This is a genomic window from Bacillota bacterium, from assembly GCA_023511485.1.
Classification (GTDB): domain Bacteria; phylum Actinomycetota; class Aquicultoria; order Aquicultorales; family Aquicultoraceae; genus CADDYS01.
Window position 1 is genome coordinate 1 of sequence record JAIMBH010000041.1, and the last position, 19,654, is coordinate 19,654.

Consider the following 19,654-nt stretch of genomic DNA (forward strand, 5'->3'; position numbering starts at 1 on the left):
TTTGTCTAAGGCTTTGACCTGGATATGTTGAGGTGCTAACAGTTGTGGTGAATCTATTGCTGGGGTGAATTTACTGCATCGAATTTTACGTCGAGATAATGGACAGCTCTATTCTATTTTCCACAGTATTTTCTATAAAAGGGCTTCCGGTTTAAGATTCCCTCTATTTAGCTATGCTTTTATTATACTATAAACGGCTTATTTTGCAAAACGAGCCGCCGCTGCCTGAATGCTGTCTATTCCTCCCCACCCTTTTCTTTTAGCAGTTTCTTTAAAACCTCTAAGCGGGTATCTATTTTCATCTCTTTATGGGGTTTGTGCTCTCCGGTTATTAGCTCGCCACAAATTGGACATATGCCCTGGCAGGCCTCATGACAAAGGGGTTTCATGGGTATAGCAAGCACAAACTCTTCCTCAGTTGGCGGACCAAGATCGATCGTAGTATTCTCCATAGAATACGCCTCTTCTTCTTTGGGTATACCCTTGCGATAAAAAAGCTCATCAACCTGCCAATCGACCGGAAAACTAAACTCGTTTAAGCAGCGGCTACAAACCAACTTTAGCGCCGATTTTATATGGCCAGTTATTCTGACTCCGCTGCCTGTATTTTCCATCTTGATATCGAATTTTACAGGTTGTACAAATTCGATTTCTCCGGTTTCGGTTTTAATAGGCGAAAATTTCTGCTCAAATACACGGTGCTCTTCAGCCCCAACTTCATCCATAATGTCCTTAACATCTATAATAACCTTATTCATTTTATCAACCTCTTATAAATAATACCCAAAACTGAATCTCGGAAATATTTAGTAATACTTATGCATTATCTTTGATTTTGTTTCAGGCAGACTTCCCAAAATCGCTTAGTAGGCATAAACATAGGTTGCAACAGCTTTGACTGCAAGACAGGACAAATACCTGTGTAGGGCTGAAGCCCTGCACAGTGGATCGATATTAAACTGTGTCTTTCAGTCCCTTACCGTAAAGATTAAAAGTTCTTGTGAAATCACAAGAACTTTGCTGATAACGATGCAACTGGTTTTTTAAAATAAACAACAATCCTAATGGTAAAACAGAAAGTTTACCGCTCGAGGCGGCCTTGTAATCTATCACGGCCGCGTTGCACAGCCGTTAATAATTTACCTAAATTAACTTCAAGATTTGCTAGCATCTCGTCGGCGTAATCTTCCGCGCCCAATCTTATTTCTCGTTCGCGCGCCTGAGCCGCCTCAATAATCTCTTGTGCCTTCCGTTCAGCAAGTTTTACGATCTCCTTTTCTTGGACCATCGCCTCTGCGCGTTGCCGGCCTTCGTCGATGATCCTATTTGCCTCTTTTTCAGCCTCGTCTATCATCTCTGCTCTCTCTTTAACAATCCAGCGAGCCTGCTTTAGTTCTTCAGGAAGGGCGGCTCTTAATTCATCAATTATGTCGTATATTTTCTGCTCTTGAAGCACAACAGATCCGCTAAGAGGAATCTTGCGACCATTTGCTATTACGTCCTCTAGCCGGTCAATAAGGCCCATTATATCCATCTAACCTATAACCCTCCTCAGGCTAAATCAGCGCAGCACGCAATGATTTTATTACGTTTGGTGGTACAAGACCATCAACATTGCCCCTATATCTTGCAATCTCTTTAACAACGCTTGAACTCAAATAAGCATACTCTGGGCTGGCCATAACAAATACTGTTTCGACATCCGGACACAGCCTTCTGTTGAGTTGGGCCATCTGGAACTCATGTTCAAAGTCCGACACTGCCCTCAATCCTCTAATAATAACACGAGCGCCATGCATCTGTACAAAATCAACAAGAAGCCCGTTAAACGAATCTACCTCAATCTTATCTTTATTGTTTAATGCTTCTATCACCATTTTAACTCTTTCTTCAAGAGAAAAGAGTGGTGTTTTGCTTGGATTTACAACTACTCCTACAATTACTTTATCATAGAGCTTGGCAGCCCTGTTAATAATATCTATGTGTCCTGCAGTTATCGGATCAAAGCTGCCTGGAACAACTGCAATCATATTAGCCTTTCTTTCGATAAAATGTCACGGCTGTATCACCGTAAATCCTGGTCGATTCAAGCTCAAGACCCTCAACGCTTCGTGGCTCAGTCTTAGCCGCATGCTCTAAAACAAGTAAGCCGTCTTTTTTAAGTATATCGGATGCCAACATGTTAAGTATGGCATCTAAAAAGGATACGCTAATTCTATAAGGAGGGTCAAGAAAAATCAAATCGAACCTTAGCTCATTTTTCGCCAACCTCTCTATCGCTTTATACACATCAGACTTTATAACAGTCGCCTTGCCATCGAGGCCGGTTATGTCAAGATTTTTCTTAATCAGATCAATTGCTTGTGTCTTTGAATCAATAAAATAAGCATGCTCTGCACCTCTACTTAGAGCTTCTATGCCGAGGCTCCCTGTTCCTGCAAAAAGATCAAGTACGTTTTTATTATTTATCTCCCGGCCGATTATGTTAAAAATAGCCTCTTTAACTCTATCAGAGGTCGGCCTTATATCGGCTCCTTTTGGGGCGTAAAGTTTTCTGCCTTTTGCTACTCCTGCGATGACTCGCAACTCAAGCACCTTACTTTCTAGCTCTCAGCCAGAAGCTTCCAGCTGCCGTTTGATAGATTAAAACAGGCGGCTGACTATTGGTAATTTTAAGACTGAAATAGCCAATCCACATTGTCGGCAAACTTGTCTATAACTTCGTTGAGCAGCCGGCGGTGTGCTTGTGACGAGAGGCCAGGATCCCGGTCGACTATTTTAAAAGCTGCTTCTCGTGCTATCGAGAGTATCTCAATGTCGCGGGGCAATTTAGCAATTTTTAAATCAGGCAGGCCCGATTGGCGGGTACCAAAGATTTGGCCTTCTCCCCTTATTTGAAGATCGGCCTCAGCCAGCTGGAAGCCATTTTTTATGCTGCAAATCGCCTTTATCCTTTTTTTACCTTCTTCTGTTGAGGGGTTCGCAAAAAGTATGCAATAAGACTTCCGTTTGCCCCGCCCTATTCGCCCTCTGAGTTGGTGGAGCTGTGCTAAACCAAACCTATCAGCATCCTCGATCAGCATTACGGTAGCATTTGGGACATCTATCCCGACCTCTATGACTGTTGTTGATATTAGAATATCAAGCTTGCCTTCATTGAATTGCTTCATCACCGATTCTTTTTCAACTGATTTCATGCGACCATGAATTAGACCAACTCTTAAATCGGGAAATACCTCGTTTCTTAGGCGATCTGTCTCGTCCATAACAGCTTTGACTTCTAACTTATCAGATTCTTCTATTAATGGACAAACAATATAAGCCTGCCTGCCACCGGCGACTTCGGTTCTTATTATTTCGTATGCCAACCCTCTGTTTGCATCGTCGAGGTGGATTGTTTCAACATTTTCCCCTATCTTTTTGCTGCCAGGAAGCTCCCTGATGATAGACACATCTAAATCTCCGTATAACGTAAGCGAAAGAGTCCTTGGTATCGGGGTCGCACTCATTACCAGAACATCCGGGTAGTAGCCCTTTTCTTTAAGGATAATGCGCTGCTCGACACCGAAGCGGTGTTGCTCGTCAATAACGACAATACCTAATCGCTTAAAAACTACTGAATCTTGAATGATGGCATGGGTGCCAATTACTATATCGATATCGCCATCTGATATTTCTTTTGCTAGCGAAGTGCGCTCTTTTAAGTTAAGGCCGCCAGTTAGCAGAGCAACACTTACGCCTAATTTATCCAATATATCTTTAATTTTAAGGTAATGCTGTCTGGCAAGTATCTCAGTTGGCGCCATCATGGTTGCCTGGTAGCCGCTCTGGACGGCTGTTAAAAGTGCAGCCAAGGCAACAACTGTTTTGCCTGACCCTACTTCACCCTGCAGAAGGCGGTTCATAGGGAACGGTTTTTCCATATCGGCTTGGATTTCGCTTATCGCCTTTCTCTGGTCGCCGGTTAACTCAAACGGAAGGATGTTATAGAAGAGGCGCAAAAGTTCACCATCGCTTCTATGTGACGCACCATTCATTTGCTTCTCTACGCGTTTTTTTCTTATTGCCAATCCAACCTGCATAAGAAAAAGCTCTTCGAAAATGAATCTTGTGCGGGCTTTTATTAGTAGTTCTCTGGTTGAAGGAAAATGTATCTCAGACAGGGCTGTCGCTTTTGGGAGAAGGCCGTGCTCTTTGATTACGCTGTCGGGTAGAGGATCATCAATATCGCCGAAATCATCAAGCGCGTTTTTTACAATCCGCCTCATGGTATTCGTAGTCAAGCTCTGTGTCACCGGATGTATAGGTACAATTCGACCAGAGTGAATTGACTCACTGTTTCTTTCGCTTAAGACATCGTAAAACGGGTTTTCAATCTGCAGCGCCTGGTATTTATATTCGACTTTGCCGCTCAAGGTAACCTGCATACCCTTTTTAAGCCGCCTAGCTATAAAATCCTGGTTAAACCATGTTCCAGTAATATATCCGGTTCCATCGTATATTTTTACATTTATAACCCGCGTGCCTCTTCGACCCCTCCATAGTTTTACCTCCCGTATTTCTCCCACAATGGTCGCCTTCTCACCGACTTTAAGCTCAGATATCTTTTTTCGCTTTGATAGGTCTATATATCTATGCGGGAAATGGAACAACAGGTCACCAACGGTCTCTATACCCAGCCTCTCAAGGGCACTCTTTATTGTGGGGCCCACAAACCTAACCTTTGACACAGGATATTTTAATGAGCTTGCGGCTGCATTATCTAAAAACTTTGGAGGCATGTCTTTTGTTGAGGGTAAATTATCCGGCTTATCCATATTGTAAATTTTATCGGATTTTACTCGCCATAGGCTACTCTTACTATAAGACTATCAGTAAAACTTGTGTTTTCGGTTTTTGAGGCTTTGCTACGGGCAAATTCTAATCACCTTTAAAAGAAAGGGAGGTCAGCCAAAATGTCATCTTTATAAACAAGGATTGCAAAAGCATCTGGGCCGACGTAGGTACCGATTACGCTGCCAATTTGCGATTTTATGACGACGTTACTATTAATATCGGCTTCTTTTAGAGCCAACTCGATCTCGTCTATTGCGCTTGAGATATCTGCATGAGCCAATCCGATGTTTACCCTGCGACCCTCACAGAATGCCTTAACTAAACTGACAATCTCGCTTACTGCACGTTTCCTTCCCTTAACTTTTCTAAGCGGTGCCACTATCCCATCATCAAGGGTTAATATGGGCTTTATCTTCAAAATAGATCCTGCCAGAGCCGTCGCTTTTCCGATTCGTCCGCCCATCTCAAGATACTTTAAGGTATCGACATAAAAGATATCTTTTATGCTATTTGCCATGCGCTCGGCAATACTTATCATTTGACCAGCGCCTTTTCCCTCGCTTCTTGCCTGTACGAGCGATTTAACTATGAGCCCTAATCCAGCACTTGCATTTTTACTGTCAATGACGGTCACAGGCAGGTCAACGTTTTGAGAAGCAATATATGCCGATTGAAATGTGCCGCTTAATTTGGCGGATATGTGAATGGATATGATATGATCGCAATCAGAGTGCCTCTTATAAGCTTCGATAAACTCTTGAACCGATGGTTGGGATGTTTTAGGCAAAACCTCTGACTCTCTAAGCAGGCCGTAAAATGTTTCAGGCGGCATCTCAACCCAGTCTTTATAGCTCTTATTGCCAAATCGTACTACGAGCGGCACCATCTCCACGTCATTTTCCTCATAAAACGAAAGCGGCATATCTGCCGTGCTATCCGTGACAATTGCTATTCTTGGCATATCACCAGTCCCTAAACAGCCTATCAAGTTCCTATTATATTTTCGGTTTTAGTCCACAGGGTATAGTAGCATGTAACTCTTTGTGCCGAGGCCTTGAAATGCAAAAGTCGATAGAAAATATTTTTACGCTTTGGCATTTCCAGATATCAAGATGCTATTCAATACCAATAACAAAATGATATACCGGTTGGTCACCGCGGTGTATATCCAACTCAAGTTCAGGAAACCTTTCTTTGATCATCATGCTTAAGATGTCTGTGTCATTGTCTGCTACTTGGTCGCCTGCAAGAATTGTTATCACTTCGTCATCTTCGGCAAGCATCTTTTCAATAAGATTGCACGTTGTTGTGAGTAAATCGTTCCCGCTTGACCTTATTTCACCGTTAAATAGGCCTATAAAATCATGTTTCTTAAAATCGCCATTATTAGCATCTCGTATTGCGCAAGTTACTTCACCGGTTTTTATTTTAGAAAAAGCTGCCGTCATGGCATTTTTATTATCGGTTAGAGAAGCTTGCTTATCGAATGAAAGGAGAGCCGCAAAAGCCTCAGGTATCGATCTCGTAGGTATTACTGCAATATTTTTATTTGTCAGACCGGAAACTTGCTCTGCGGTCAAGATAATGTTTTTATTGTTTGGAAGTAAAACGATATCGGCAGACGGGATATCATTTACGGCATTTAAGATGTCGGCGGCACTTGGGTTCATGCTCTGTCCACCGTTAACAATTCGGTCTACGCCCAGGTTAAGCAATATATCTTTAACACCGCTACCGTTTGCAACCGCTACAACACCAATTCCGGTTGCAGGCGAATTCACTATATTATGTTGGCCATCCCCTGCTTTTATTGCCTCTGAGCGTGCCCTTGATTGTTCAACGATGTTGTTTATCTGAACATCGGTTATCGAACCCATGCTCGTTGCAATCTGAATTACCAAACCTGGGTCATTTGTATGGATGTGTACTTTGGTGAGTTCTGGGGTTCCGACGACAAGTGTTGAGTCGCCAAGAGGGTCGATCTTGCTCTCAAGTTTTTTAATGTCTATTCCATTGCTTTTTAAAACAAACTCAGTGCAGTAGGTAAACTCAAAATCCTCCTCGAGGATATCTTTTTCGGCAGGGCTTGCGCTGTCTAGCTTCTTGGCAATTTGGCCGTTTACACTTTCACCCTTGAGCGCAGACAAGATTCCCTGGGCAATAACAACAAGCCCGTACCCGCCGGCATCTACGACTCCGGCTTCCTTTAGTACAGGCAGCAGAAATGGCGTTCTCTCAACTGATTTTATACCTTCATCGACAACGCCGCTGATAAAATCAAGCGGAGCCATGCCATTACTAGATAGTTTCTCCGCCGCCGCGGCCATATCGTTAACAACCGTAAGCATGGTTCCCTCAGCTGGTTTTTTAACAGCTTCATAAGCAACCCTAGACGCGTTCCCGAGGGCTTTAGCTATGGCTGATGCAGAAAAATCGTCATATTTCTCAATCTCCTCGCAAAATCCTTTAATGATTTGCGAAAGTATAACACCTGAGTTGCCTCTTGCTCCCAGAAGCGAACCATAAATTATTGCTTTGGATAGCTCTTTTGGAGATGCGTTATCTGTTTTTAAAACCTCGTTTAGGACACTCTGGATGGTGTGGGCCATATTAGTTCCAGTATCCCCATCTGGAACTGGAAATACATTCAGCTTATTTATTTCATCCTCATGGTTTTTTAGCGCTACAAGGGAAGCCTCTAAAAGCAATAAAATAGCATTATTTTGCACCAAACTAATTCACCTTTTTATTGGTCGGTCATAAAGTTATTGTTAATAATAACAAATTATATCATGGGAGACTAATTTATCATGCCATTGCAGTGCTGATAAGGGATTGCATAAGCTTTAAATTATCTCTTACAAAGCGGGTTATCAAGAAATTGTCTTTTACATACTGCTTACCACGATTTCCTTCTGCAATAGCTTCTGTGGGATTTGATAGAAGCTCCAGTATTCGTTGTGCAGCCTGTTGTATGCTGTCAACAAGGTATCCGCCCCCTCCAGCAAGCTGCATAGGGATGCCCCCTGTACGATTAGCAACAACCGGAGTGCCCTTCCAAAGAGCCTCCGACACAACAAGCCCAAATCCTTCCTTTAGGGATTTTTGTATAATGACATCCGACATTCTCTGGAATGCGTTGACCTGAATATCAGACATGCCGTGAAAATTGGTAAATACGTGTATGTGGTCGTCCTGATTCTTTGCGGTAATTACCTTATCATATATTTCCCAGCCTTCCGGGTCATCTAAAGCCATCGAGCCTATAAAGACCAAACGAACATCAGGTCTCTCTCTTTTTATAAGCCGGTACACCTCAATCACTCCCAGAGGGTCCTTCCAGGGGTCATACCGGGATACTTGGCAAATCACCGGTCCATCCATTGGTATTCCGGTCCAATCAAGCAGTTTTCTGGCCAGTTCTTCAGGTATGTCTATGTTCTTAGGGCTCAAGGGGTCGATGCCAGGTGGAATTATTTCTACCCTAAGAAGATTCTGTAGCTGCGGCGGCATAAACTCATGCAGGGTAAAGACAGATGCGTCGTAGGCGCAAATGTACGGCAGAAGGAAATCCCAAACGCCTGGTTCGGGGCTGGATGTGTCGATATGGCACCTCCAAATCCACTTTGCTTTTATATCGGGTCTGAACTTGCACAACGCTGCGGGCTGGGGGTCGTGAACAAAAATGATGTCAAAATCCTTAGCGAGCGCCTTTGCGTTTAAACTATTGTAGGCTATGTATGTCTCCTTATCCATTTCAGTAAGCGTGTAATTGCCGCCTTGAAGAGCATTATGGATAGACTTCGTAACGAGAAAAAATCGTTCATCTCCGGTAATTACCAACCATCTAGAGTCAATGCCTAAAGCTCTCTCCATTGGAATAACTGATCGAAGTAGCTCAGATACGCCTCCGCCAAGGGGAGTAGCGTTTACATGGAGCACGTGCAGGCCTTTTAATGGCTCTGCTATAAGGCGAAGCTCTGCGATAGCCTCCGGTAGAATTGCCTCATACATTTCCAGTTGAAACTCAACAACATCGACGCTCCTCGTCATAAGAAACCCACTCCCGAAGGGACCCCCTTGTTACTAGTACATATTTGCCTTTCCCAATGTTCGCAATGAAGAAACAAAAGTAAGCGAGCCTTGTGCAAGCTTTCGTTTTATGCTAGAGCCAGCCCAGTGTTAAGAAACGCCAATTGCCAAAGGTATTTAGCTAACGGTAAACTACGGTATAAGGTAAAAGCGCTGTAAAACACAGCGCTTTTACCGCTTCTAGTTTCTAGAAATAGATTCAAAGGCAATTCTTAGAAGCAACCCTTAGGCGGCTTTACGCATAGCTTCTACATCGTAAGCCTGTTGTTCGCCAAGATAGTTTCCAAAGCTATCGGCATGTTCTTCTTCCTGACCTAGAATATCTTCAAGCATTTTTCTTATTCCAGGGTCTGTATCGCCTATATCAACTATAGCCTTTGTGTAATCTTGAATAGCATTCCTCTCAAGGTTGAGATCGGCTCTTATCATTTCATCTACCGACTCGCTGGTAAAAACAGCTGCACCCTTCATCTCCTGAACCTGGCCTGGATTTGTAATAGGCTCGCCACCCAGCATAGTTATTTTCTCTGCAAGCAATTCAGCATGTTTCATCTCAACGATTGCAATACTTCTTTCAAGCCCCTTTACCTCTGAGAAATTAGGGCCTTTTGCCTCGTAGTAATGATTCATGTACTGCTGAATAGCAAAAAGCTCTTTTGACCGAAGGTAATTTAACCTATCAATAATCTCTTTTTTTGTCAAACCAGTCACCTCCTTTCAAATAAGGACAAGGTTAAATTACCCAAACATATCAATTGCTAAACGAACACTACTAATATGGAAGCTATTTGAGCAGGTAAATAAAACAGGATTATTGTTAAATAAAACAGGAAGCTTTAGCTTCGTATATAAATCCTCGAAAATTACATTGTTTCCGTTTTAGCTTTGAACCGTGATGCTGCTTTTCGGCACAAGGCACCGCGTATTTGCCTGCACTATGCAAACCGCCAGAGCTTGCCTTATAGCCGGATAAATGGTAGTATTTTTTCTTGTTGAGTTTATTTCGAGTAGGAGAGGTTTGGAAATGTCCAGGAAATGCTACGTATGCGGTAAAGGCCCGATGACCGGCAATAATGTAAGCCACTCCAACAGGAAGACACGTCGTAGGTTTAACCCTAACCTGCAAAAAATCCGTGCTCTCATCGACGGCAAACCGCAAAACATCTACATATGCACAAAAGACTTAAAGGCTAATAAAGTTACACGCTTGGTTTAATCATCAAAAATGCCCAGGTTCCCAGGTTCCAAGCCTGGGCATTTTTTGTTACAGCTTTTAGAATGATGCGCGCTCTACCTCGGTTCCGTCTTCTAGGGATATTAACCTTATCACCCTATCTTCAATAAGGCCAATAGTTGGGAAGTCACCTTCACCGCCTTTCGGCAAGGAAGCACTTCCAGGGTTAACTAAAGTAATACCAACAGCAGCTTTTATGCTTCTTACGTGTGTATGGCCGCTTATAATAAGATCCAATGCGTAACGGGTTCCAATTTCAATCAGCTTATCCTCGCTGTATATATCGCCGTGTGTTGCCATTATTCTTAAGCCTTCTGCATACACGAATGCAAACGGACTCTGTATGGGATACGCAATTGCATTAGAATCTACTGGTGCATCGCAGTTTCCTTTAGCAAAAATAGTCGGAAACGGTGCGGCATTAATCGCTTTAGCCAGCTCAAGGGGTTTATAGGAAGGCCCTCTTGGATTAAAGGGACCGCTGCTTAATATATCTCCTGCATGGATGGCAAAATCGATATCCTTTAAAAATTGGAGCGCTCTCTCCCATGCCTCAAGGTCACCATGCGTATCGCTAATTAACCCTATCCTCACAAATCTCACCTTCGCTATTTTAATGAAGTGCCTGCAAGCTTCCCTTGCCTAACTGCACGGATTTTATAATTTTATTATACACGTAAGCCTTTGCTTTATCGACAGCATCATATACTTTCAATCCTTTAACCAGGTATGCACATATTGCTGAAGCAAGCATGCAACCTGTGCCTCTAACATTTCCTACCTTGATCTTCTTAGCATCAAAATAATATTCGTTATTACCATCGTAAAGCAGGTCAAGGGCTCGGTCGCCCTCAAAGTGTCCTCCTTTTATTAACACCCACTCGACCCCAGTTTCTTTAATCGCCTGCGCAGCTCTTAGAAAATCATCTTCAGATGATATTTTAATGCCTGTAAGCCAGCCGGCTTCATTTATGTTCGGCGTAACCATGAGGCAATACGGCAGGAGCCTCTTTTTTAGAACTGAGATTGCCGCTTCAGAAATCAGCATCTTGCCATCGTTTGATTTTATTACGGGATCAATGACAGTATTTTCTATCATCTTTTCGCTTACTAAGTAGGCGATTTCCATTATATTTTCAGAGCTACCAAGCATACCAGTTTTAACGCCATGGACTTTTCCATCAGCAATGATCGCTTCAAGCTGGTCCCGTAAAAATTTTGCGGTAAGCACTTTGTAGGATCGTACGCCCTGGCTATTTTGTGCCGTGACGGCTGCTAAAGCAGTATAAGGATAAATGCCAAGTTCTATAAATGTCTTTATATCGGCTTGGATTCCTGCTCCCCCACTAGGATCTGACCCACCTATAGCGATTACTTTTTTGATTTCCAACGCGCTCACATCCTAGAAATGGGTGTAGCCACCTGTTTCAAGCGGAATCTCTTTACCCGACCAATCAACAGTCGTTATCCCATGCGACATGTCTACAATCTCTCCGATTTCAGTTACTTTTACGCTAAGTTTTGAGAGTGCTCTTTCTATCTCCATCTTTGCATCTTTTGGCGCTGTAAAAACTAGCTCGTAATCTTCACCGCCAGCCAAAGCTATATCTATCGCTCGTTCACCGGTAAGCTTAGCAACTTCCTCGACGCCTTGTGCAATTGGAATTTTGCTCAAATAAAGCCTTGCCCCAACAGAGCTGGCTTCACAGATATGCCGTATTTCACTTGCAAGTCCGTCGCTTATATCTTCTGCCGCATGGATACCGCTTTTAGCAAGAATCCTGGCCTCGTTTACTCTTGGCTCGGGAAGAAAATGTGCTCTCTTTAACTTCTTTGATCCTTTTATTTTAGGTTCTAAATTGGGATTTAAAACTAGGCGCAGCCACGCAGCCGACGCGCCAAGCTCGCCTGTTACCATAATAACATCTTCGACTTGCGCATCGCTTCTCCTGCAAAGATATTCTTCTTCAACTTCTCCAACCAACGCTATGTTTATTATAAGTTTGTCGGACTTTGTGACGTCGCCACCTACTATGCGTAAATTATATTTTTGCGAGATATCGGCCATACCCCGGTAGAGATCCTCAACAAATGAAACTTCTGTTTCGGGATTTAGCGCAAGTGAGACAACGCCGTAGTCAGGTATTCCGCCCATAGCAGCAATATCGCTTATGTTAACAGCCACTGATTTGTAACCAAGCTGCCATGCAGATATTGTGCCCGGGTTGAAATGGACGCCTTCCACTAGCAAGTCGGTTGTAAGAAGCAGATAGTCAAGCTTGGTTGGCTTAACTACTGCTGTGTCGTCTCCTATGCTAAGGACAACACGCTTGTCTTCATATTCTACTATGTTTGCGATACGCTCTATTAAAGCAAACTCGCCTATATCGCTTACCTTCATTGGTTGCTCGTTTATCACAGTGGGTCTAGATGCGCCGATGTGCCACTTTTTTTATCCACTGAATTTGGTATATTGGCACATCAAAACCTTGCTATGTTAGCACATCTAGATTTCGGCACTCTAGCCTTATTCTAGACTCACTTTAACAGATTTCTGCATCGGTTCCCAAATACTCCGCTACAACTTTCATGGCACAGAAATCTCCGCACATAGTGCAGCCTTTTATATCTTTAGTCTTGCGCTCATTATATGCTTTAGCGGATTTCTCAGGATCGATAGAAAGCCTTATCTGCTCATTCCAATCCAGAGCTTTTCTTGCCCTTGCCATGGATAGATCCCATTCCCGTGCTCCCTTTACGCCTTTTACTATGTCGGCAGCATGGGCTGCTATTCTTGAGGCTATTACGCCTTCACGGACATCTTCAGCGGTCGGTAGTCCAAGGTGCTCTCTCGGAGTTACATAACATAAAAAATCGGCTCCTGAGACCGCTGCCATGGTCCCACCTATCGCTGCCGTGATATGGTCGTATCCCGGTGCAATATCGGTAACTAGCGGGCCAAGCACATAAAACGGTGCGCCTTTGCATACTTCCTTTTCAATTTTAATATTGGGTTCGATTTGGTCAAACGGAACATGTCCTGGTCCCTCAACCATGACTTGGACATCGGCCGCCCTTGCTCGGTCGACAAGCTCGCCAAGAATTAGGAGCTCTTGGAATTGGGCCCTGTCTGATGCGTCAGCTATGCAACCAGGTCTTAGGCCGTCACCAAGACTTAATGTAACATCATACCTCCTTGCGATATCAAGAAGACGGTCATACTGCTCATAGAGTGGATTTTCAAGATTGTTATGGATCATCCAGCCAACAGTAAAGGCTCCGCCCCTGCTTACAATGTCTGCCACTCTTCCCTGCTGCTGCAATGTGTTTAGCGTCTTCCAGGTAATACCGGCGTGGACCGTCATAAAATCTACGCCCCCTGCTGCCTGCGACTCGATGACATCAAAGATGTCATCGACGGTCATCTCGACAATGCTGCCATATCTATCCATAGCAACAACTGCGGCCTGGTATATCGGCACTGTCCCCAGGGGTATCTTGCATCTTGACAGAATCTTTTTTCGTATCTCAATTAGAGGTCCACCCGTGCTTAGGTCCATTACCGTGTCGGTACCAGCCTTTATGGCAACGTCAAGTTTTTTCAGCTCTTCATCGACGCTAGGGTACTCGTCTGATGTACCTATGTTTGCGTTTACTTTGGTCCGAAGCCCCCTTCCCACCCCAACTACCTTTATATCTCTGCGATTGATGTTAAGGGGTATGACAATAAATCCGCTGAGCAACCCTTCAATAATATAGCTCTCATCGACACCCTCATCCTTGGCAACAGCGGCAACCGCATCTACTGATTGGCCTCTTTTCATCCTTTCAATAATCGTTGACATTTAAATCCCTTACTTCAAAATTAATTTTTTAGTCTAAGACAGCTGCGTTTTGAATTTTTTCGTTCAGTGCGCGTGCAGCCTCAACCATGTCGGCCGCAGCCGAAATAGCAGAGATAACAGCAATACCATCCGGTTTTATCGCCAAAACCTCGTCAATGTTGTCAACACCTATGCCGCCGATCGCAACTATAGGCATATTTGCAACCATTATCTTTATTTCAGCAATACCTTCCACCCCAATCGGAGGGACGGAGCACTTTTTGCTATCTGTATGATATACCGGACCCACACCGATATAATCGGCACCATCACGGTAAGCCACAACCGCCTCATCAATACTTGTAGCCGAAATGCCGATAATATATTCCGGACCAAGCATTTCGCGTGTGAGCTTTAGCGGAAAATCATCGTCACCCAGATGAACGCCATCGGCGCCAACTGCAAGTACGAGGTCAACTCTATCGTTTATGATAAGCTTTACGCCAGCCTCTTCCGTCATTCTTCTAAGCGATTTAGCTATATCGTACATCCTGCGGTTAGTCGAAAACTTATCCCTATATTGGATGACCTTTGCGCCCCCCTGAATAGCTGCTTCTGCAATGTCAAGATGGTTTCTACCGGGCAATTCAGTTGTTATCGCATATAAGCCGATATTGCCTTTAAGCTCTGCTCGAAACTGGGAATCCAACTTTAGCACCTCCCATAATATCTTCTCTTGTCAACCCATAAATTGAATCGTAAAGTAGCGTATGGAATGTTCCTGGTCTGTTGCCGGCTTCAGCTGCCGCTTTCTCACCGGCAATCCCATACACTACTAGAGCACCGACTGCCGCTCTGAAATAATCCCTCTGCACAGCAGCAAATGCAGCGGTGACCGTAGTTGACATGCAGCCTGTGCCGGTAACCATCGCCATAATTGGGTGGCCGTTTTTAACTAAAGCAGTCCTCTTACCGTCTGTGACGATATCTTCGGAGCCGGTAACGCTTACAACAAAGCCTTCACGCTTTGCGTAGTCACAGGCAGCATCAAGTATGCCTTCGCTTTCTCCGACTGCCTCGACTCCTTTTATTTTACCGCCGGCTCCGGCCAGTATACCTATTTCAGCACTATTTCCTCTTATTATATCTATTTTAACCTCGCTAATGATGCGTTTAATGGCGTCGGTTCGAGGCTTGGTTGCCCCAGCGCCTACCGGATCGAGAATTACCGGAATGCCAAGTTCATTAGCTTTTTTACCGGCAACAATCATTGAGTCAGCCCAGGTTATGTTGCCAACGTTAAAAAGCAGCGCCCCGGCGTGGGTTACCATTTCAGCAACCTCTTCTATCTCCCACACCATGACGGGAAGAGCGCCAACACATAGGGTCATGTTTGCGGTCTCGTTTTGCACCACAAAATTGGTAATTTGCTGGATAAGAGGCTTTTCTTGCCTTATTCGAAAAAAGTCCTCAACGATATCCTCTAGAAAGTGCTCCATATTAAACCTCCTTAAAAGTTTGAGAGTACAGAAAACCTTTATGCAGATAAATAAGCCGTGCCAGAAAAGGCACGGCTTTAAAACCGTAAACAAGTTTAATTCCCTTCGCTGGCATTACCCAGAAGCGGCTCTAGCCGCATTTCAGGTTCAAACGGTCGTAAAGTTTACGCTTTACCTCTCAGCCGCCAAGAAGCAGCTCCCGGTTCTCTATTTAAGTTTTCAATATTGAATAATAACTTAAATCCTAAACTTAGGCAATATATACCCTACTTTAACTGTTTTAACGTCCATATTTTTGATTAAGCTATCGCTTTGTTGCTAATCTATTGCAATATTATCTGCACAATGGGAATAATGAATTATATCGTTCTTATGAGGTGCTTTTTGGCCAAAAATATATCCGGGCGCAAAATAATAGGCTCAATTGAGGGAGCTGTCGTGCTGGTTACAGCAGCATATGAGGGGATGGCAAACGCGACCACTGTTAGTATGGTTGCCGGATTGTCATTTAGGCCGCCCCTAGTTTGTATTTCGTTAAGCCACCGCTCATTTTCTCGCTCTCTCATAGAAGATAGCGGTGAGTTTGCAATAAATATTGTTTCACCGGCTGAATTAGACCTGGTCAAGAAAATAGGTGCTACATCTGGACACAAAGTGGATAAATTCAAAGAATTCGGCGTTAAGACGAGACAGGCAGAAATAGTTAAATGTCCGCTGATAGAATTAGCCCATACTACATTGGAGTGCAATGTTACTCAGGTTATCGACTTAGGCAGGCAGGATCTTTTTATTGCTGAAGTTGTTTCATACCAGGAATTTAGGCAGGATAGCCCAATCTACCTTTATCATGGAAAGTACTTCACCTTAGGAAAACAGATTGGAACTTATTATGGATAACAATGCTAAGAAGTTGAAAGCTCCCGTTTAAGGTATTGCTTAGAGGTAAAAGGATAAAGTACTTGCTGATTCCGGAGGTGTATTATGCGAAGCCTTTTTAGTCCACTTGAAATTAACGGGCTTATGCTAAAAAACAGGATAGTAATGCCGCCGATGGAAACAAACAGAGCAGCGCCTGATGATGGTGTTAGCGATTGGATTATTGACCACTATGTTAAGCGCGCGCGAGGCGGTGTTGGTTTAATTATCGTTGAGCACACGTTTGTTATGCCAAACGGTCGATTTTCACCGCACCAGCTTGGTCTATATAAGGATGACCTTATTCCGAGCTTTAAGAAGCTAGCTGATGCAATCCATGCTGAGGGTGTGCCGTGTATTTTGCAGTTAAACCATGCAGGTTCTCGAACAACCACAGACGTTATAGGTGAGCAACCGGTCTCCGCCTCACCAATTCCACTGCCAACAGGTGGAGAAGTGCCCCGTGAGCTTAATCAAGATGAAATACTGGCTATCACAAAAGCCTTTGCTTCTGCCGCCAGTCGCGCTAAACAAGCTGGTTTTGACGGGATTGAAATACATGGAGCACACGGTTTTCTCTTAAATCAGTTTGCCTCTCCCCTTACAAATAAAAGAAACGATGAATATGGTCTTGATATGGCAGGCAGGATGAGGTTTCCTCTCGAAGTCATTCAGGAAACCCGTGCTACGGTTGGTTCAGATTTTATGCTGTTTTACAGGCTGGGTGCCGACGATATGATCGAAGGGGGCATAACTATAGAGGACGGCATTGAAATGGCGAAACTAATCGTTAACGCAGGCATAAAGGTGGTTGATGTCTCAGGCGGCCTTATAGGCTCAAGGCCGCCTGATATGGTGCCGGGTCAATTTGTGCCCCAAGCCGCTAAAATTAAAAGAGAGGTAAATGTGCCGGTAATCGCAGTTGGAATGATTACAACCGGTGAGCTGGCCGACGACATAATTCGGGATGGAGATGCTGACCTAGTAGCCATTGGAAGGGCATTGCTAAAGGACCCAAACTGGCCAAAAACTGCCGCTACTGACCTGGGACTTGAATAGTCATCTGAGTGGAATCGTTTGGCGGCTTTTCTTCAAGGGTACATCACCTTAAACAAAATATCTAAGGAGGATGTATAAATGATTCCAAATCTAGAAGCAAAACCACTACCCTACAGTAGCCTGCCGGGGCTTTCCGAAAACCAATTGAGGCAGCATCATGATGTGCTCTATGTTGGATATGTAAAAAAGGTAAACGAGATTCAGGAAAAGCTAAAAAGCGTAGACCTTGCCGATACTAACGCGACCTATAGCGCGCTTAGAGAACTTAAATTGGAGGAGACATTTGCAGTTAACGCCGTTAAGCTGCACGAAGGTTATTTTGCAAATCTTGGAGGAAACGGTCAAATAAGCGGCGCCATATCCGATTTAATAAACCAGGATTTCGGATCTTACGACCGCTGGGAGCAAGAGTTCAGAGCCGCAGCAATGTGTGCAAGAGGCTGGGTTGTTCTGGCGTACGATCTTGATTGGAATACCGTCCATAATTATTCGCTCGATGCGCACAACTTCGGTGATATCTATAATGCCGTTCCCCTTTTTATACTTGATGTCTACGAACATGCGTACTTTATTGACTACGGTACAAACCGTAAAGACTACATCGAGGCTGTAATGAAGAATGCAAATTGGGACTATGTAAACGGTGTTATCGATAAATACGGTCTCATAAACATGCGCAGGGCTATGGGAAGGGCGGCTTAGAAACCGCAACGATTCCATATTAAAAGGGCGCTTTGAGTCAAAACCGTGTGAACGTTAATGTTCACACGGTTGCTTCTCTACTGCCCTGGTTGCGTCGTTTTGCTCGGCGGTTTATTTTTCTGGGCTTCATGATATTGTTGCGCTGCTTTTATGAACTCATCATAGCTGTTTGTGAACGTATGTCTGCCAGAGTTATCTGGCGCCAGCACATAATAAAGATAGTTCGTCGTTGCCGGATTTAAAGCTGCCTGTATTGACGCAAATCCAGGATTGCAGATAGGCCCCGGTGGCAATCCTGGATTTTTGTAGGTATTGTATGGTGAATCTACTTTTAGATCGTCAAAAGTCAGCCTATCTTTGTGTTCTGGAAGCGCATACTGCACCGTTGCGTCAATCTGCAGTAACATTCCTTTAGCCAGACGGTTATATATAACCGAAGCAACAATAGGCCTCTCATCGGCTACTTTTGTCTCCCGCTCTACCAGCGACGCAATTATTATTATCTCATAAGGGCTTCTGCCTATTGCGGCGGCCTTAGACCAATCCAAGCCCTCCGTCTTCTTTTGGAATTGCTGAAGTTGCAAATCCACAAACTGAGCCGCTGTTGTACCCTTTTTGATCCTGTATGTATCGGGGAATAGATATCCCTCCAGGCTTTTTGATTTAGCACCGCTATTCTGGAGGAATGGATAATCCCTTTCCAAAAGGCCTTGTTCTACTATGTTCAGGTACTCGTCTGCGTTTATGTGTCCCACTGGACCGATCCGTGCTGCCATCTGTTTTGCAGTCCATCCCTCAGGCAGCGTTATATCGTAATAGGTTATTGGCGGGCCAGCTATAAGTCTGTCTATGACAACATTATATTCCATGCCGGTTGTAAACTCGTACTCGCCAGGTTTGAAATCCGACTCGACGCCTCTTTTTTTGGCTGCCACACGAAAAACAAACGAGTTTTTAATCACTTTCTTTTTCTGCAGAAGTCCACCAATTTGAGAGGCGGTCATCCCCTTTTCTATCTTGACCTTAACGGGTACTTTGGGTGTGTTATCTTCCTGAAGAAAGCTTTTCCACGCTAAATATCCAACTAAAACAACTGTGCCTATAATTATGACTAGGCCAAGGCTTGCAATTATGCCCTTTACAATACCAGATTTGCTTGATTTTGCGACGTGTTTACTGCGGCTTTTAATCTTTTATTCCCCCGATCTTTTTGCATCTAAATAGCTCTGCAACATTATTGCTGCTGCGATTTTATCTATAACTTCTTTTCTACGGCTCCGTCTTACCTCTGACTCCAACAACATCCGTTTAGCGGATGCTGTTGTAAGTCTTTCATCCCATGTCGCAACGGGTACTTTTACTGTTGCCCTTAGTTTTTCTACGTATTCTAGAACTGCTTTGGCCTGGGGGCCTAGTTCGCCTGCTAATGAAACCGGCAAGCCTATAACCACTTTTTCGACATCATATTCATCGATGAGTTGCTTTATCTTTTG

General features: G+C 43.9%; 21 protein-coding genes. 4 read left to right on the forward strand and 17 right to left on the reverse strand.

Going from position 1 to position 19,654, the window contains the following annotated elements; all coding sequences use genetic code 11:
* Nucleotides 1–236 precede the first annotated feature (236 nt).
* The 9 genes from K6T91_10780 to K6T91_10820 form a co-directional block, all read right to left on the reverse strand.
* Nucleotides 237–758, reverse strand: a complete 522-nt coding sequence (locus K6T91_10780) for a YceD family protein (protein MCL6473273.1) — start codon at nt 756–758, stop codon at nt 237–239.
* A gap of 323 nt (nt 759–1,081) precedes the next feature.
* Nucleotides 1,082–1,534: an ATPase gene (locus tag K6T91_10785; GenBank protein MCL6473274.1), complete on the reverse strand. Its 453-nt coding sequence runs from the start codon at nt 1,532–1,534 to the stop codon at nt 1,082–1,084.
* Nucleotides 1,535–1,556: 22 nt separating this feature from the next.
* Nucleotides 1,557–2,030 carry a pantetheine-phosphate adenylyltransferase gene (coaD, locus tag K6T91_10790; GenBank protein MCL6473275.1) on the reverse strand — a complete coding sequence of 158 codons (474 nt, stop codon included), beginning with the start codon at nt 2,028–2,030 and terminating at the stop codon, nt 1,557–1,559.
* 1 nt (nt 2,031) lies between these two features.
* Entirely contained in the window at nt 2,032–2,595 is a 564-nt protein-coding gene (rsmD, locus tag K6T91_10795) for a 16S rRNA (guanine(966)-N(2))-methyltransferase RsmD (GenBank protein ID MCL6473276.1), read from the reverse strand.
* Nucleotides 2,596–2,672: 77 nt separating this feature from the next.
* On the reverse strand, nt 2,673–4,817 hold the full coding sequence (recG, locus tag K6T91_10800) for an ATP-dependent DNA helicase RecG (protein ID MCL6473277.1): 2,145 nt from the start codon (nt 4,815–4,817) through the stop codon (nt 2,673–2,675).
* Nucleotides 4,818–4,930: 113 nt separating this feature from the next.
* The gene (locus K6T91_10805; GenBank protein ID MCL6473278.1) at nt 4,931–5,797 is read right to left on the reverse strand and encodes a DegV family protein; all 867 of its coding nucleotides are present in this window, start codon (nt 5,795–5,797) and stop codon (nt 4,931–4,933) included.
* Between the two features lie 154 nt (nt 5,798–5,951).
* Nucleotides 5,952–7,568, reverse strand: coding sequence for a DAK2 domain-containing protein (locus K6T91_10810; protein ID MCL6473279.1), 1,617 nt, complete (start codon nt 7,566–7,568; stop codon nt 5,952–5,954).
* A gap of 76 nt (nt 7,569–7,644) precedes the next feature.
* Nucleotides 7,645–8,889, reverse strand: a complete 1,245-nt coding sequence (locus tag K6T91_10815; GenBank protein ID MCL6473280.1) for a glycosyltransferase — start codon at nt 8,887–8,889, stop codon at nt 7,645–7,647.
* 264 nt (nt 8,890–9,153) lie between these two features.
* On the reverse strand, nt 9,154–9,630 hold the full coding sequence (locus K6T91_10820) for a hypothetical protein (GenBank protein MCL6473281.1): 477 nt from the start codon (nt 9,628–9,630) through the stop codon (nt 9,154–9,156).
* A gap of 322 nt (nt 9,631–9,952) precedes the next feature.
* On the opposite strand from K6T91_10820, the gene rpmB reads away from it, so the two are divergent.
* Nucleotides 9,953–10,144 carry a 50S ribosomal protein L28 gene (gene rpmB / locus K6T91_10825; GenBank protein ID MCL6473282.1) on the forward strand — a complete coding sequence of 64 codons (192 nt, stop codon included), beginning with the start codon at nt 9,953–9,955 and terminating at the stop codon, nt 10,142–10,144.
* Nucleotides 10,145–10,201: 57 nt separating this feature from the next.
* Here the strand turns inward: rpmB and yfcE are convergent, their stop codons facing one another.
* The 6 genes from yfcE to thiM all read right to left on the reverse strand — a co-directional run bounded on the left by yfcE (nt 10,202) and on the right by thiM (nt 15,464).
* Nucleotides 10,202–10,756, reverse strand: a complete 555-nt coding sequence (gene yfcE, locus K6T91_10830) for a phosphodiesterase (GenBank protein MCL6473283.1) — start codon at nt 10,754–10,756, stop codon at nt 10,202–10,204.
* Nucleotides 10,757–10,775: 19 nt separating this feature from the next.
* Nucleotides 10,776–11,552 carry a bifunctional hydroxymethylpyrimidine kinase/phosphomethylpyrimidine kinase gene (gene thiD, locus K6T91_10835; protein MCL6473284.1) on the reverse strand — a complete coding sequence of 259 codons (777 nt, stop codon included), beginning with the start codon at nt 11,550–11,552 and terminating at the stop codon, nt 10,776–10,778.
* A gap of 12 nt (nt 11,553–11,564) precedes the next feature.
* Nucleotides 11,565–12,563 (reverse strand): thiamine-phosphate kinase, encoded by a 999-nt coding sequence (gene thiL / locus K6T91_10840; protein MCL6473285.1) that lies wholly within the window; start codon nt 12,561–12,563, stop codon nt 11,565–11,567.
* Between the two features lie 142 nt (nt 12,564–12,705).
* Entirely contained in the window at nt 12,706–14,007 is a 1,302-nt protein-coding gene (thiC, locus tag K6T91_10845; protein ID MCL6473286.1) for a phosphomethylpyrimidine synthase ThiC, read from the reverse strand.
* A 28-nt stretch (nt 14,008–14,035) separates the two neighbouring features.
* Entirely contained in the window at nt 14,036–14,659 is a 624-nt protein-coding gene (gene thiE, locus K6T91_10850; protein MCL6473287.1) for a thiamine phosphate synthase, read from the reverse strand.
* Nucleotides 14,660–14,666: 7 nt separating this feature from the next.
* Nucleotides 14,667–15,464, reverse strand: coding sequence for a hydroxyethylthiazole kinase (gene thiM / locus K6T91_10855; GenBank protein ID MCL6473288.1), 798 nt, complete (start codon nt 15,462–15,464; stop codon nt 14,667–14,669).
* Between the two features lie 405 nt (nt 15,465–15,869).
* Here thiM and K6T91_10860 point away from each other — a divergent pair, with 405 nt between their 5' ends.
* From K6T91_10860 to K6T91_10870, 3 genes are all read left to right on the forward strand, one after another.
* Nucleotides 15,870–16,382, forward strand: coding sequence for a flavin reductase family protein (locus tag K6T91_10860; GenBank protein ID MCL6473289.1), 513 nt, complete (start codon nt 15,870–15,872; stop codon nt 16,380–16,382).
* 84 nt (nt 16,383–16,466) lie between these two features.
* Nucleotides 16,467–17,459, forward strand: a complete 993-nt coding sequence (locus K6T91_10865; GenBank protein MCL6473290.1) for an NADH:flavin oxidoreductase — start codon at nt 16,467–16,469, stop codon at nt 17,457–17,459.
* Between the two features lie 78 nt (nt 17,460–17,537).
* A complete protein-coding gene (locus K6T91_10870) occupies nt 17,538–18,161 on the forward strand; it encodes a superoxide dismutase (GenBank protein ID MCL6473291.1) in 624 nt (207 codons plus the stop codon).
* Nucleotides 18,162–18,238: 77 nt separating this feature from the next.
* Here K6T91_10870 and mltG read toward each other — a convergent pair whose 3' ends face one another.
* Both mltG and ruvX read right to left on the reverse strand, forming a co-directional pair.
* Complete coding sequence (mltG, locus tag K6T91_10875) at nt 18,239–19,351, reverse strand: endolytic transglycosylase MltG (protein MCL6473292.1); 1,113 nt, start codon at nt 19,349–19,351, stop codon at nt 18,239–18,241.
* A gap of 3 nt (nt 19,352–19,354) precedes the next feature.
* The coding region (ruvX, locus tag K6T91_10880; GenBank protein MCL6473293.1) for a Holliday junction resolvase RuvX at nt 19,355–19,654 on the reverse strand (300 nt) is incomplete at its 5' end.

What these genes read in the sequence shown, in the direction of transcription:
- K6T91_10780 (MCL6473273.1), bottom strand. Translation starts at nt 758, where the DNA reads ATGAATAAGGTTATTATAGATGTTAAGGACATTATGGATGAAGTTGGG.
- K6T91_10785 (MCL6473274.1), bottom strand. Translation starts at nt 1,534, where the DNA reads ATGGATATAATGGGCCTTATTGACCGGCTAGAGGACGTAATAGCAAAT.
- coaD (MCL6473275.1), bottom strand. Translation starts at nt 2,030, where the DNA reads ATGATTGCAGTTGTTCCAGGCAGCTTTGATCCGATAACTGCAGGACAC.
- recG (MCL6473277.1), bottom strand. Translation starts at nt 4,817, where the DNA reads ATGGATAAGCCGGATAATTTACCCTCAACAAAAGACATGCCTCCAAAG.
- K6T91_10805 (MCL6473278.1), bottom strand. Translation starts at nt 5,797, where the DNA reads ATGCCAAGAATAGCAATTGTCACGGATAGCACGGCAGATATGCCGCTT.
- K6T91_10815 (MCL6473280.1), bottom strand. Translation starts at nt 8,889, where the DNA reads ATGACGAGGAGCGTCGATGTTGTTGAGTTTCAACTGGAAATGTATGAG.
- rpmB (MCL6473282.1), top strand. Translation starts at nt 9,953, where the DNA reads ATGTCCAGGAAATGCTACGTATGCGGTAAAGGCCCGATGACCGGCAAT.
- thiL (MCL6473285.1), bottom strand. Translation starts at nt 12,563, where the DNA reads ATGAAGGTAAGCGATATAGGCGAGTTTGCTTTAATAGAGCGTATCGCA.
- thiC (MCL6473286.1), bottom strand. Translation starts at nt 14,007, where the DNA reads ATGTCAACGATTATTGAAAGGATGAAAAGAGGCCAATCAGTAGATGCG.
- K6T91_10865 (MCL6473290.1), top strand. Translation starts at nt 16,467, where the DNA reads ATGCGAAGCCTTTTTAGTCCACTTGAAATTAACGGGCTTATGCTAAAA.
- K6T91_10870 (MCL6473291.1), top strand. Translation starts at nt 17,538, where the DNA reads ATGATTCCAAATCTAGAAGCAAAACCACTACCCTACAGTAGCCTGCCG.